Source organism: Paralcaligenes ureilyticus (genome assembly GCF_004346225.1).
Lineage (GTDB): Bacteria > Pseudomonadota > Gammaproteobacteria > Burkholderiales > Burkholderiaceae_B > Paralcaligenes > Paralcaligenes ureilyticus.
On record NZ_SMAJ01000006.1, the window covers coordinates 112,670 to 126,338 of the forward strand.

The window sequence follows — 13,669 nt, forward strand, 5'->3', positions numbered from 1 at the left end:
AGGGGTGCCGCTACATGAGCGAAGGAGTTCGTTTGACCGATAGCGCATCGGACGTCAAGGTTTTGTAGCGGCAGCCCTTGTGGCTGCCATATCGGCAATCCAAGCGACCCCTTGCGGCTGCCATCCCCCGACACTTCAATACAGCGACGATTTACCGGTCAATGCCACACCCACACGCAGCATGAAATACGAAACGGCGTCGATCCAGCGACCCAGGAAGCTGCGCTTTTGCAGGCCCGCCGACGTGACGCGCCGCGCGTCGTTATGCATGACCGCATCCAGTGCACCAACCAGGCGACTGGAGAAGTCGACGTCATCGACGAAGACGTTGGCCTCGCGCGCCAGCAGCAGGCTAAAGGGGTCGAGGTTGGACGAGCCGACCGTGGCAAGCGCGTCGATAGCGGCGACCTTGGCATGCAGGTAGCTCGCCTGGTATTCGTAGACCTCGATGCCATCGTCGAGTAGCTTGTCATACATGAACCGGCCGGCACGATATTGCATGGGATATTCGCTGCGCCCCTGCAATAGCAGGCAAACCCGAACGCCCCGCGCGGCGGCCTCCTCTAGCGACTGACGCAAACGCCGTCCAGGGAAGAAGTACGCGTTGGCGATGACAACGCGGTTTTTCGCGCTGCGGATGGCCTGCACATAGACATTTTCTATCGTCTGCCGATAGCGAACGTTGTCGCGCAGCACCAGTGTGGCGAGCAATCCCGAGTCGATGCCCGACGATGGCTCTGTATGGCGCTCACGACGCCATTTGCGCCAATCGGCCAGGCGCCGCGCAAAACCCTCCCAATCGTCACGACGGCGCCAGCCCATGCGCAGCCACAACTGGCTTTGCGCAGAAACGATATCGGCCACCAACGGGCCTTGCACACGCACCGTGAAGTCAAAGCGCGGTCGAGGCGGCAAGCCGTCATCGGGCACATCCTCGAAATCATCCAGAATATTAATGCCACCCACAAAGGCAATACGGCCGTCCGTCACGGCCACCTTGCGGTGCAGGCGCCGCAAACGTCTGGGATTAGGCAAGAGTCTCGCCCAACCCTTGGGTTCGGGGCGATATATCCGGTGCTGCACGCCCATCGCGGCAAACCGTTCGGCCAGCGTCTGCGCATGCAACAGGCTGCCATATCCGTCAATCACCACACGTACCTTGACGCCGCGCGCGCAGGCCTGCTGCAGATGATCAAGCAAGCGAAGCCCTGTGCGATCCAGATTGAAGATATAGGTTTCCAGGTGAATCGACGTTTGCGCCGCGTCGATTGCCTGGAACAAAGCCGGAAAAAACTGCTCGCCGTTTTGCAGCAGATCAAGCTGATTGCCCTTGCGCCAGCGCAAATGTAAATCCTTGTGCGACGCAGACCGCAGGACCGGCATGAGGATCAGGGAAGCTCCAGTTCAGCAAACAAGGGGGCATGATCGGACAGTTGCTTCCAGGGCGAGCCGTGGAGCACACGGGCGTGACGCACGGCAAAGCCGCGCTGATAAATGCGGTCCAGGCGAAGCCAGGGAAATACCGCCGGGAAGGTACGCGGCGGCAAGGTCAAGCGTGCCGCCCCATTCATGCCAAGCTCGCGTACGGACTGCGGCAAGGCCATGGGTTTGGGGAAGCGGCGCAAGCTTTTTCCCAGACGCCTGACGGAATTGCGCAGCTTCGCAGGCCCGGTAGCAACCCCTTCGGGCGCCACCGCAAACACTTCGAACAACCCCAATTGCTGCACAAATAACGGCGCAAGGCGATTGTTCCAGTCGTTAAAATCGCCCGCAATCAGGACGGGCTCATCGACCGGCACCAAACGCTTGATGCGCTCGACCAACGCGGCAACCTGGCGCGAGCGGCTGCCGGCGAACAAGCCCAAATGCACGACAAGACAGTGAACGACGGTATCGCCAACCTGAACCTTGACATGCAAAAGCCCGCGTTGCTCAAGCTTGTGGTCGGAGATATCCTGGTTTTCGTGACTCAGTATGGGAAAGCGCGACAGCAAGGCATTGCCATGATCGGTATTCTGATGAACGGCATTGCAGCCGTATGCAGCATCCATGCGAAGCGCCGCCGCGAGCGATTCATGCTGCGCATCCAGGCTGATGTGCCGTTCGTTGCGCCCCTGAACCTCTTGCAGAAACAATAGATCGGGACGCAGGCCATACAAGCCTAATCGCAAATCGGGCAGGCACTCGCGGCTGCCCGTTGCTGACCGGCCTTTATGGATGTTGTAACTGACGATGCGAAGTACGGACACAGACAGCCTTTATGATGTTTCGTGCGGTGGCGCCTCTCCGATCGTACACTTTTCCTGTCTTAAAGTGATCCGGTAAAACACCAAGGCCCCACGAATCACTCGGCGGTACGCAGGCGAATATGCAGTTCGCGCAGTTGTTTCTCGTCGACAGCCGAGGGGGCCTGGGTCAGCAGGCATTGCGCACGCTGGGTTTTGGGGAAGGCGATTACGTCGCGGATCGACTCGGCGCCCGCCATCATGGTCACCAGACGATCCAGACCGAAGGCCACCCCGCCATGCGGCGGCGCGCCATACTGCAGCGCATCGAGCAGGAATCCGAATTTATTGCGCGCCTCGTCGGCATCGATATTCAGTGCCCGGAAAACCTTGTTCTGCACATCGGCACGATGAATACGCACCGAACCGCCACCGATCTCCCAGCCGTTGAGAACCATATCGTAGGCCTTTGCCAAGGCACGCGCAGGATCGGTCTCGAGATAATCTTCGTGGCCATCCTTGGGGCTGGTGAACGGATGGTGCGCCGCAAAATAACGGCCTTCCGCCTGGTCGTACTCGAACATGGGGAAGTCGACGACCCACAAGGGTTTCCAGCCCGGCACGAACAGCCCGGCTTTCTTGCCGAATTCACTGTGGCCGATCTTGACGCGCAACGCGCCCATAGCGTCGTTGACCACTTTGGTCTTGTCGGCGCCAAAGAAAATCAGGTCACCACTTTGCGCGCCCGTGCGTTCGATCAGCTGAATCAGTACCTGGCCATGGATGTTCTTGACGATGGGCGACTGCAGTCCATCGGGAATGGAGGTGGCATCATTCACCTTGATATAAGCCAGGCCTTTCGCGCCGTATATGCCCACGAACTTGGTGTAGGCATCGATTTCGCTGCGCGGCATGGCCGCTCCGCCCGGAACACGCAGGGCCACCACGCGGCTGGCCGCATCGTTGGCAGGGCCCGAAAACACCTTGAAGTCCACGTCTCGCATAAGATCGGACACATCGGTGAACTCGAGCGTGACACGCAAATCGGGCTTGTCCGAACCATAACGGCGCATGGCCTCGTCCCAGGCCATGATAGGGAAAACGGCAGGCAATTCCACTTTTTGGACAGTACTGAAAACGTGCCGAATCATGCCCTCGAAGATTTCGCGGATCTGCTCTTCGTTGAGGAACGACGTTTCGCAATCGATTTGCGTAAATTCCGGCTGACGATCGGCGCGCAGGTCTTCGTCGCGAAAACATTTCGTGATCTGATAGTAGCGATCGAAGCCCGCCACCATCAGCAACTGCTTGAAAAGCTGCGGCGACTGCGGCAGCGCGAAAAACTGGCCTGCGTTCACGCGCGAAGGCACCAGGTAATCGCGCGCACCCTCGGGCGTGCTTTTGGTAAGCATGGGGGTTTCAATGTCGATAAAGCCCAAGGCATCAAGATACTTGCGCACTTCGATCGACACGCGATAGCGCAGCATAAGGTTGTGCTGCATCTGCGGGCGGCGCAGATCCAGGACACGGTGCGTCAGGCGCGTGGTTTCCGACAAATTATCATCATCGAGCTGAAACGGCGGAGTAACCGACGGATTGAGGATCTCAATTTCGCGGCACAGGACTTCAATTTCACCCGATGCCAACTCGCTATTGGTCGTCCCTTCGGGACGGCGGCGCACCAGGCCCGTCACGCGTACGCAGAACTCGTTGCGCAGTTTTTCAGCTATTTCGAAAGCGGCGACGTTATCGGGATCAACCACAATCTGCGCCAGGCCGGCGCGGTCGCGCAAGTCGATAAAAATAACGCCCCCGTGGTCACGGCGACGATGCACCCAACCAAACAAGGTGACCGTTTGATCCAAATGGCTTGGAGAAACCTCGCCGGTGTAGCAGGTACGCATGAAGAATTACTCCGTGTAAAAAACTCTTGAATTCAGGCTGGGGGCCGCTGATCGGGCGTGTCCGCCACATGATCGGCCGCATCATGCGTATGCCCGCCGAGCGCGGCCGGGTCGCCGCCTTCCAGCAATTTGCCGACTGCGGGCGCAACCACCCCCATGGACACGATGTACTTGAGCGCGGCGTCCACGCTCATATCCAGGACATGCACATCCTCGCGCGGCATCATCAAAAAAAAGCCCGAGGTGGGATTGGGTGTGGTGGGCACATATACGCTTACGTGCCGGCCTGGAAGATAAGCCGCCACCTCGCCGCTGGGCGATCCGGTCAGGAACGCAATGGTCCAGGAGCCCTGGCGCGGATATTGCACCAGCACGGCTTCGCGAAATGCCTGGCCATTGGGCGCGAGCACTGTATCGCTGACCTGCTTGACCGAGTTGTAGATGGAACGCACCAGCGGAATCCGGCCCAGCAGCTTTTCCCAGCGATCAACAAAGGCACGGCCTATGAAATTGGCGCCGAACAGCCCTGTGACCAACACCACCACCAGCACAAGGACGACAGGAAACCCGGGAATCCGGACCCCGAACAATGATTGCGACGACAGGAAGCTCGGTACGAAACTATCCATCGTCCGGATCAAAAGCGTGATCACCCAGACGGTAATGACCAGCGGAATCCAGATCAGCAAACCGGTAATGAAGTATCGCTTGAAGAAACGCATGTATTCCTAGTGTTTCGGCGCAGCAGCAGCCGATGACGATGAGGCCGGCGGCGCTGCGGCTGTCTTGGGCGCAGCCGTCTTGTTCTCGGTATGGGACGTCGAGGACGAGCCGTTGGTTGCCGAACCGTTGGAGCTTGCGCCGCCATTAGTCGAAGCAGGCGTCGAAGCGGACGCCCCATCATGAGCCCCCGTGGACGAAGAGCTATGGCCGTTGGTCGAGTGTGTATGGCCTGTGTCGGGCTTGCTGCCGTTGCCGCGGAAATCGGTCACATACCAGCCCGAACCCTTCAATTGAAATCCCGCTGCGGTAACTTGCTTGACATAGGTGCTTTGACCACACTGAGGACACACCGTTAACCGCGGATCCGACATTTTCTGCAGCACGTCCTGTTCATGTCCGCAGGCGCTGCATTTATAAGCATAAATAGGCACGACAACAAATCCCTGAAAAACCAACTAAGTAAGCACACGATTTTAGCCGTTTTTGCTCTGGAGTGCGGATGGCCGAGGCAAGAGGGATATGGCGGTGGCGAGAATTTCCTTTTACTTCCGGGGCGAATAATTTAAGATTGGACCGACTGAATGACAAGACTGGCTATGCTCGTGCATTAAAAACCGGATTGCCGAGCCCGCGCACAAGACATAAAAAAACGCCTATGACAATAGAGACAAAAGAAGTTGTTATTAACTTTCAAGATGTCGTGGTGGAACTCGGCGGGCAGAAAATATACGATCGCCTGAGCTTTGAAGTAAACAAAGGAGAGTTCGTTTGCCTGCTGGGGCCATCGGGCTGCGGAAAATCGACCAGCCTCAGAGTGATGGGGGGATTATTGCCCATCACCTCCGGAACCGTGCAAATCATGGGGCTGGATCCTTCCATAGCCTGGTCCAAGATTGCATACGTCTTCCAATCGCCCCGGCTGGTTTCGTGGCGCAATGCCATGGAAAATGTCCTCCTGGGAATAGAACTGCGCCTGGGCCCGGGAAACAAGAGCGCCAGAGAGCAAAAAGCGCTGGACCTGCTCGCCCTGGTTGGGCTATCGAAAGAGGTGAAGAAATATCCCTCCATACTCTCCGGCGGCGAACGGCAGCGCGTTGCGATCGCCAGAGCCCTTGCCGTCGATCCCGAAATCATTTTCATGGACGAGCCGTTCTCTGCCCTGGATCCGACCACCAGGGAAAGAATGCGGGTGGAGATAGAACAAATATGGCAAAAAACAGGAAAAACGATTGTGTTTGTTACGCACGATATTGACGAGGCCGTGCAACTGGCGGACCGGATCATTTTGCTGACGAAGAAACCGACGATAGTCAAAGAAAATATTCCCCTGCCGGATGCCAGACCTCGAAGCCTGGGCCTGCCTGCGCTGGCTTTGCATCGCAACCGATTGCTTCAGATGTTCAACTCTATCGAGTCGGACAGCAAAACGTGACTATCCGCTTAGAAAGGAGCTACAGATGAAAAGACGCAGCCTGTTAAAAATGGCATTGATCGCATTTCCAAGCCTGATGACGGTGGCCAGGCCAGGCTACGCCGCCCCCGCACGCAAGAAGATTTCTTATGCTTACTTGCTGGATCCCGCCTATGACGCGGTGACGTGGGCCATCAACAACGGCAAGGTCAAATCGGATTTAATTGACATCGAGACTAAAGGGCTGGCTATCCCGCAATTACTGCAAGCCACATCCTCGAAGCAATACGACGTCATCATGACGGCGGTTATCGGCTTGCCCGCAGCCGCGTCCAGGGGCCTGGAATTACGCCTGCTGAACACCGCCTTGCAGCAGTCAAAGGGCGGTTTGGGCGGGGGAATCTGGGTCAAGAAAGATAGCCCGCTTCACAGCCCGAAGGAATTGAAGGGAAAAATACTGGGCTCCTACAGCCTGAAATCCACGGGCTACACGCAAGTCAGAATAGCGCTCCAAAAGAAATATGGCATCAACACCAACCTGCAAGGCGGCGATTTGAAACAACTGCAAATTCCCGCCTCGAATTTGCCCGCTGCGCTCTCCAGGGCAAGCGTAGACGCGGCAACCCTGATTCACAGCCAGGCATACAGGGCCATCCGTTCCGGGGAATATCGAACCATAGCCGAAACCGCAAGAGACAACATCGAGATGTTCAAAGTGCGATTCGTCAGCGCCGTTAATGTTTCATATCCTGAAAAGCTAAAAGCCGATCCCGATGCCTATCTGGAATTTATCAGGATGTTCGATGCGTCCATTAAGTACGCGTTGAGCAACAGAACGGAGGTATTTAATTCGGTCTCGCAGAAAAGCGGCCTGGATCCGGCCTTCTTTGAGTGGTGGTTCGGCAATGTCTCCGATGTCCCGGGGGACTTCACCAAAGAGCACGCCATGGCAATCAACAAGTTTTACGACTTGTCCGAGGAGCTGGGCGTCATCAAGAAAGCGCCGCCGATAGAATCATTTCTATGGGACAAGCTGCACATCAAGGCGTAACTCGCCCCCGGGAAAAGCTGATCGGAAATGGAAACAACACAAAGCGCTCGCAGAACGGATTTCCAAAAGACGGCTGCAACACATGGCTTCACGCTTCTATGCCTGCTTGGCTGGAGCCTTCTTTCCTGGGTAAGCCCTTCGTATCAAATGCCAAGCCCTCTTGCCGTTCTGCGCGGCATTGGGGCCTTTCTGTCCAACCTGAACCTGGTGGAGCAACTGGGATTTTCTCTTTACCACGTAGGGATGGCGATATTCCTGTCGTTCCTGATAGGTTCGATACTCGCCCTGATCCCTTATTATTTTCCGGTTTTCCGGTTCGCCATCCATCAACGGTTCGGCGCATTTCTGGGATCGTTCTCGGGCGTGGGTTGGGCGTTGCTGGCTGGAATGTGGTTTGGCATAAATTCCATCTCCGTCATTTTTGCAATCAGCGCCGTTCTGATTCCATTCGCTTTAATAAATTTAAGCAGCGGCCTGAACAATCTGGACTTCGAACTCATGGAAATGGGGCAGAGTTTTTCACGAAACAAGATCAGGAAACTGCGAAAAATCGTGCTGCCGCTGCTGTATCCCTATGTTTTTGCAACCATACGGCTCATGTTTGGAGTCGCCTGGAAAGTCACGCTGGCCGCCGAACTGTTCGGAGGCAACTCAGGCCTGGGATATGTGATCAACCTTGCGCGCCAGGACTACGACACCACCACCATTTTCGTCATCCTGTTTCTAATCATATTTTTCGTTTATTGCACCGAACGGTTTTTCTTCAAACCGATCCAGACTCGCTTTGATGAATATGCAAAAATCTGAGCCGCGGGCAAACTGGCAACAAGATATGCTGGGGCGGTTCCTGGGTGAGCTGCTTGTTGTCCTGTTTTTGGCAATCTGGTGGATCACGGCTCTAGGCTTGCCCGATTTCGTGCTGCCAGGCCCTTGGCCCGTGGCCAAAAGGCTGTTCGAACTGCTGCGGGATCCGGAGTTCCTGGACAATGCCCTGGTGTCCACCGTGCGGGTCGTTCTCTCGGTTCTGATCGCATGCCTGATCGGAGGCGTATTGGCCTTCATCGCCAACACGCTTCCCGTTTGCGACGGAGTGATCAATGAGCGCATAAAGCCATTTTTAAACTCATTCCCGTCAATAGGCTGGGCCATTCTGGCCGCCATATGGTTCAAGGCGGGCAATTTTGGGGTGGTATTCGTACAAGTGGCCATATTGATCCCATTTTGTCTGATCAACATCGACCAAGGTTTTCGTTCCATTGACAAAGAGCTCATTGAAATGGGCAGGAGCTTTACACGCAAACCTACGCGAATCTGGCTCAGGATAAACCTGCGCCTGCTTACCCCGTTCATTCTGGCGGCGATAAAGATTTCCTACGGCATCGCCTGGAAAATCGCGCTTGTTGCCGAACTTTTAGGCGCGCCCAACGGGCTGGGATATTTAATGCTGCAGGCGCAATCAACCGCCGAAACCGTTACCTTTCTGGCGGTCTGCTTTTCCATCGTCTTTATTTTCATGCTCGGCGACCGCCTGATCCTGGCTCCGCTGGAGAAGAGGTTTCCGGTCACCAAATAGTGTCGGGTCAAATCCCCGTCCTGATTTTTCGTCGTTAACTCCAAGGCCTGCCCATGAGTCATTCCAATGAAAGCTCAAACTGCTATGCCACGATCCCTCACGGAGTCATGAAGGGAAGCCGCGTCAACGGCGTGTGCATTTACCGAGGCATCCCCTACGCCCAGCCCATGGTCGGAGACCTGCGGTTTAATCCACCCTTGCCCGCAAAGCCATGGCAAGGAGACTATGACGCCACGCAGGACCGACCCATCGCGCCGCAAAACAGATCTCGCCTGGCCGCGGCCATGGGCGATTTTTCCTTGCCCCAAAACGAAGACTGCCTGACTCTGGATATCTGCACCCCGGCAGCCGATCCGGGCAAACTGCCGGTGGTCGTCTGGATACATGGCGGCGCATTCTCCAGCGGCGCTGGATCATTGCCCTGGTATTCGGGCGAAAACATGGCAAGAAACGGGCAAGTCGTTACCGTATCCATCAACTACCGATTGGGCGCTCTCGGTTTTTTATATCTGCCAGGCTTCTGCGACGGGAATCTGGGGCTAAAAGATCAGGTGCTGGCTGTGCAGTGGGTGAAAGACCATATTCACCATTTCGGCGGCGACCCGGACAACATTACCCTGATAGGACAGTCGGCGGGAGGCGGCTCCATAGCGGCACTGCTGACTATGCCCAATCTGGACGGCCTGTTCAGGCGAGCCATATTGCAAAGCGCGTCGATTGGCAGGCTGTTCACCGAGCCTGACGAGGCGGAAAAAATGGGGCACTCCTTCCTGAAAATTCTCGATATAAGCCGCCATGAGGCCCATAAACTGAAACAGATTGCCGTACAGGATTTATTGAAAGCGCAGCAATCTCTGGCTGTTGCCGAGCACAAGCTGGCGCAGACCAAGCCTCCATTCTGGCTTGTCCGGGATGGAGAGTTCATCTGCAACGAACTGTCGAGCACGCTCGAAGGCGACCGCAAGCTGAATATCGATTTACTCATCGGCACCACACGAGAAGAAATGGCCGCCTTTTATCATTTCGACAGCAACGTGCAAAATGCGGATGACTCGGTCGTAAAGGAGCTGTTCCGCAAAGAGTTCGGCCAACACGCGGCGATGCGCCTGGACGCCTACACGCGACGGCGGGCCGTGCCGACCTCTGCGGCAATACTGGGAGACATGTACACCGACAAGGTTTTCAGACACCCTTCGCTGCAATTGGCGGAATCCTTCAGCAGCAGGAAGCTTGTCTCTTACGTGTACGAGTTCGACTGGCAGTCTCCCGGGCATTTTGAGGCATGCCATTGCCTGGAGATACCCTTTGTTTTCAACAACCTGGAAAAATGGGACGACGCGCCCATGCTTGACGGGCTCGACAAGGAAGAATTTCGGGGGCTATCGAACGCCATGCAGAAAGCATGGGTCGCCTTCGCCTATTGCGGCAACCCCAATCATGCGGCGATACCCAAATGGGATTCATATACGCCCGAGACTCGAAGCGTCATGCACTTCGACCGCCTGATAGCGCCGCAGACAGCACATTTTGTCGGCGAAGGAAATAGCGCGCCATAAGCCCTGCCGAGGCGCTCGCGCCCCACAACCGTTCACAGGCCGCTTCAGCCAAACGAATTGGGCAGCAGAAACATGAATGCGGCCACCAGCGTGGGAATGGCCGCCGCCGCCAGCAATTTGATGGGCGAAATGGCGCCGTCGGGAAAATAATTCTTCAAAATCGAAAATCCCGCCGGATTGGGCGCATTGGCAATAACGGTCAGTCCGCCGCCGGTCACAGCTCCCGCCACCAGCATGTAGCGCCACAAGTCGCTGGTGCCGTCGACCATCGACCCCAGATACGTCAGGGCCGCGTTATCCGTCACCGCCGTCAACGCGGTAGCCCCCCAATAGAGCACAACGGGCTGCAAGCCAGCCAGCAAATCCTGCAACCACCATTTTTGCAGGCCGCCCAGCACCACCAGGCCAGCCAGGAAAAAACCCACCAGCAGGCCCTCCTTGATCATCAAGGTGTCCTGATGGCCCTTGTAAGCCTCGGTATAGCCTATAAAGAACATCAACAGGCCAAGGAAAATGGTGGGGTGATGCGCGCCGAGCACCACACCCAGAAGAAACAGCAGATGGATCGCCATGACCAGCGCCGGCACGGGCGCGCGCGGCGCGGCGCTGGCCAGTTTCGGCTGACCCGGCCCGTCTGCATCGACGTTCCGCCCGGCTCCCAATTCTCCGCTTAGCAGGTATTTGCGGCAGATCAGCGTCAAGACAGCGGCGTTGATAATGACCGCGCAGGCCGCACGCCAGCCAAAGTGCGTCGCCATGTAGGTGGCGTCCCAGCCAAAGGTATGAGCCACCATCAACACCGGCGGCGCGGCGTACGAAGTGAGCACGCCGCCTATCGACACATTGACGAACAGCACGCCCAGCGTCATGTACTTGAACCCGGTTTGTTCGGAATGCCTGAAATAGCCATCGCGCAACAACAGGGCCGCCAGCGTCATGGCGGCCGGCTCGGTGATGAAAGAGCCCGACAGCGGCACCAGCGACAAGGTAAGGAAATAGGTCGCCAGTTCAGTGCGGAACGGCAAAACCCGGGCGACACCTTGCACCACCATGCCGACCAGTTCCAGTATGGGACGGCTGGCAGCCACAACCATAATGGCAAACACGAACGCGGGCTCGGTAAAATTGCGCGTGTCCATATAGGCCACGGCACCGCCCGTGCCCTTGAGCAAGGCCATGATCACCAAAAGAATAAACGCCCATACGCCAAACACCGCTTCGACTTCGGACAGCATGTGCCATAAACCCGCATGGCGGCCGCCGCGATGCGACAAGCGTGCAAAAACCGGAACAGAAAACGTATGGATAATCGCGATTGCGAACAAGACGCTGGCAATCAGCTCAATCAAATCGGGCATTTTTAACCTGGTGGAAAATCACGTACAAATGTAGCGGCAGCCCTTGTGGCTGCCAAAATCAAGGCAGTACAAATTGTCGCACGGATTTTCAGCTGATCGTCAGTTTTATAAAAAACCGGCACGCCGGCACCCCTCAAGCCGAGGCCAGAATAAACTGCGCGCCCTTCTCGGCAATCATGATGGTGGGCGAATTCGTATTGCCCGAGGTGATGGTCGGCATGATTGAAGCGTCGACCACGCGTAGATTCTGCACCCCCAGCACACGCAGTTCGGGATCGACCACCGCCATGGAATCGACCCCCATCTTGCAGGTGCCCACCGGATGGAAAATCGTGGTGCCGATATCTCCCGCCGCCGCCTCGAGCTGGGCTTGCGTGCTGGTGGCCGGGCCGGGTTTGTATTCTTGCGGCTGGTATTTGGCCAGGGCGGGCTGCGCCACGATTTTACGCGTCAGCCGTATGCTGTCGGCCGCAACCCGGCGATCTTCCTCGGTTTGCAAATAGTTGCATAGAATATTGGGGGCATCGGTGGCCTGGGGCGTCGTGATCTGCACATGCCCGCGGCTGGTCGGCTGCAGATTGCAGACCGATGCGGTGATCGCCGGAAATTGGTGCAAGTCATCGCCGAATTTTTCCAGCGACAGGGGCTGCACGTGATATTCCAGATTGGCGCGGCTTCGATCCGGGCTCGAGCGGGCAAACGCCCCCAGTTGCGATGGCGCCATGGACAGAGGTCCGCTTTTTTGCAGTGTATATTGCAGGCCCATTTTGGCCTTGCCCCACCACGAAGACACCATGGTATTCAAGGTTTTGGCGTTCTGCACCTTATAAATCATGCGCAATTGCAAATGATCCTGCAGATTTTGCCCGACACCGGCCGAGTCGTGCACGACGGGTATGCCCAGCGACTGCAGCAAAGCACCCGGTCCAACTCCCGAGACCTGCAGCAATTGCGCCGAACCTATGGAGCCCGCCGACAGAATGACCTCGGTGCGGGCGCTGGCAAACAACTTCTGACCATTTTGCACAAAGCTGATTCCCTGCGCCTTGCGTTCTGCAAACACGATGCGCTCTGCCTGTGCACCGGTAAGCACCGTTAAATTGGCGCGGTTGGCAATCGGATGCAGGAAGGCTTTGGCCGCCGTCCAGCGCACGCCGCGGCGCTGGTTGACCTCGAAATAGGCGCAGCCTTCGTTGTCGCCACGATTGAAATCGTCAATCGCCGGGATATCGGCCTGGGCCGCCGCCTGGCGAAAGGCATCGAGCACTTCCCAGGATAAACGCTGGCGCTCGACGCGCCATGTGCCCGACGCGCCATGAAACTCGCTGCTGCCGCCATGATGGTCTTCGACCCGCTTGAACACCGGCAAAACATCTTCCCAGCCCCAGCCGGAATTGCCCAGCGCGGCCCAGCCGTCGTAATCGGCGGCCTGGCCGCGCATGTAGACCATGCCGTTGATCGACGAGCTGCCGCCCAACACACGCCCGCGCGGATAGCCCAGGCTGCGATTATTGATCCCCGGATCGGGCTGGGTGCGATAACACCAGTCAGTACGAGGATTGCCGATGCAATACAGATAGCCCACCGGAATATGAATCCAGCGCCAGTTGTCGCGGCCGCCGGCTTCAAGCAGCAGAACACGGTGCGCCGGATTGGCCGACAATCGATTGGCCAGCAGGCAGCCCGCCGAACCGGCTCCCACAATGATGTAATCAAATTCCAGTTTCGTCGTTTGCGGCGCCTGAGCGACCATGACCGCGTCTCCTTGCAAGTTTCTTGTTCCGGCCACCGTCTGGTCCAGCCTTTGATGATGCGATGCGCCTGTCAGGCATAACTGTAGCGCAAGCGCGGGGGTGTTACCTGACAGC

At 57.0% G+C, this 13,669-nt stretch carries 12 protein-coding genes; 5 read left to right on the plus strand and 7 right to left on the minus strand.

All coding sequences use genetic code 11. From position 1 onward, the window contains the following. Positions 1-135: 135 nt before the first annotated feature. The 5 genes from clsB to EDC26_RS10105 form a co-directional block, all read right to left on the minus strand. Positions 136-1,383: a cardiolipin synthase ClsB gene (gene clsB, locus EDC26_RS10085; RefSeq protein ID WP_132582128.1), complete on the minus strand. Its 1,248-nt coding sequence runs from the start codon at positions 1,381-1,383 to the stop codon at positions 136-138. A 5-nt stretch (positions 1,384-1,388) separates the two neighbouring features. Continuing rightward, positions 1,389-2,249 carry an endonuclease/exonuclease/phosphatase family protein gene (locus EDC26_RS10090; protein WP_132582130.1) on the minus strand — a complete coding sequence of 287 codons (861 nt, stop codon included), beginning with the start codon at positions 2,247-2,249 and terminating at the stop codon, positions 1,389-1,391. Between the two features lie 95 nt (positions 2,250-2,344). Next, positions 2,345-4,129 (minus strand): aspartate--tRNA ligase, encoded by a 1,785-nt coding sequence (aspS, locus tag EDC26_RS10095; protein ID WP_132582132.1) that lies wholly within the window; start codon positions 4,127-4,129, stop codon positions 2,345-2,347. 32 nt (positions 4,130-4,161) lie between these two features. Then, positions 4,162-4,851 (minus strand): DUF502 domain-containing protein, encoded by a 690-nt coding sequence (locus tag EDC26_RS10100; protein WP_132582134.1) that lies wholly within the window; start codon positions 4,849-4,851, stop codon positions 4,162-4,164. Between the two features lie 6 nt (positions 4,852-4,857). Continuing rightward, positions 4,858-5,283, minus strand: coding sequence for an FmdB family zinc ribbon protein (locus EDC26_RS10105; RefSeq protein ID WP_132582136.1), 426 nt, complete (start codon positions 5,281-5,283; stop codon positions 4,858-4,860). 68 nt (positions 5,284-5,351) lie between these two features. On the opposite strand from EDC26_RS10105, the gene EDC26_RS10110 reads away from it, so the two are divergent. From EDC26_RS10110 to EDC26_RS10130, 5 genes are read left to right on the plus strand one after another with little or no spacing between them, the layout of a single operon-like run. Beyond that, entirely contained in the window at positions 5,352-6,284 is a 933-nt protein-coding gene (locus EDC26_RS10110; protein ID WP_132582138.1) for an ABC transporter ATP-binding protein, read from the plus strand. 25 nt (positions 6,285-6,309) lie between these two features. After that, entirely contained in the window at positions 6,310-7,314 is a 1,005-nt protein-coding gene (locus tag EDC26_RS10115; protein ID WP_165930986.1) for an ABC transporter substrate-binding protein, read from the plus strand. 27 nt (positions 7,315-7,341) lie between these two features. Next, entirely contained in the window at positions 7,342-8,121 is a 780-nt protein-coding gene (locus EDC26_RS10120; RefSeq protein ID WP_132582142.1) for an ABC transporter permease, read from the plus strand. Further along, positions 8,102-8,887 (plus strand): ABC transporter permease, encoded by a 786-nt coding sequence (locus EDC26_RS10125; RefSeq protein WP_132582144.1) that lies wholly within the window; start codon positions 8,102-8,104, stop codon positions 8,885-8,887. Before EDC26_RS10120 ends, EDC26_RS10125 begins: the two co-directional genes overlap by 20 nt. Before the next feature lie 53 nt (positions 8,888-8,940). Continuing rightward, the gene (locus EDC26_RS10130; RefSeq protein ID WP_132582146.1) at positions 8,941-10,443 is read left to right on the plus strand and encodes a carboxylesterase/lipase family protein; all 1,503 of its coding nucleotides are present in this window, start codon (positions 8,941-8,943) and stop codon (positions 10,441-10,443) included. Between the two features lie 44 nt (positions 10,444-10,487). Here the strand turns inward: EDC26_RS10130 and EDC26_RS10135 are convergent, their stop codons facing one another. Further along, positions 10,488-11,801 carry a putative Na+/H+ antiporter gene (locus EDC26_RS10135; protein ID WP_132582148.1) on the minus strand — a complete coding sequence of 438 codons (1,314 nt, stop codon included), beginning with the start codon at positions 11,799-11,801 and terminating at the stop codon, positions 10,488-10,490. Between the two features lie 133 nt (positions 11,802-11,934). Then, positions 11,935-13,554, minus strand: coding sequence for a GMC family oxidoreductase (locus tag EDC26_RS10140; protein ID WP_132582318.1), 1,620 nt, complete (start codon positions 13,552-13,554; stop codon positions 11,935-11,937). Positions 13,555-13,669: the final 115 nt, after the last annotated feature.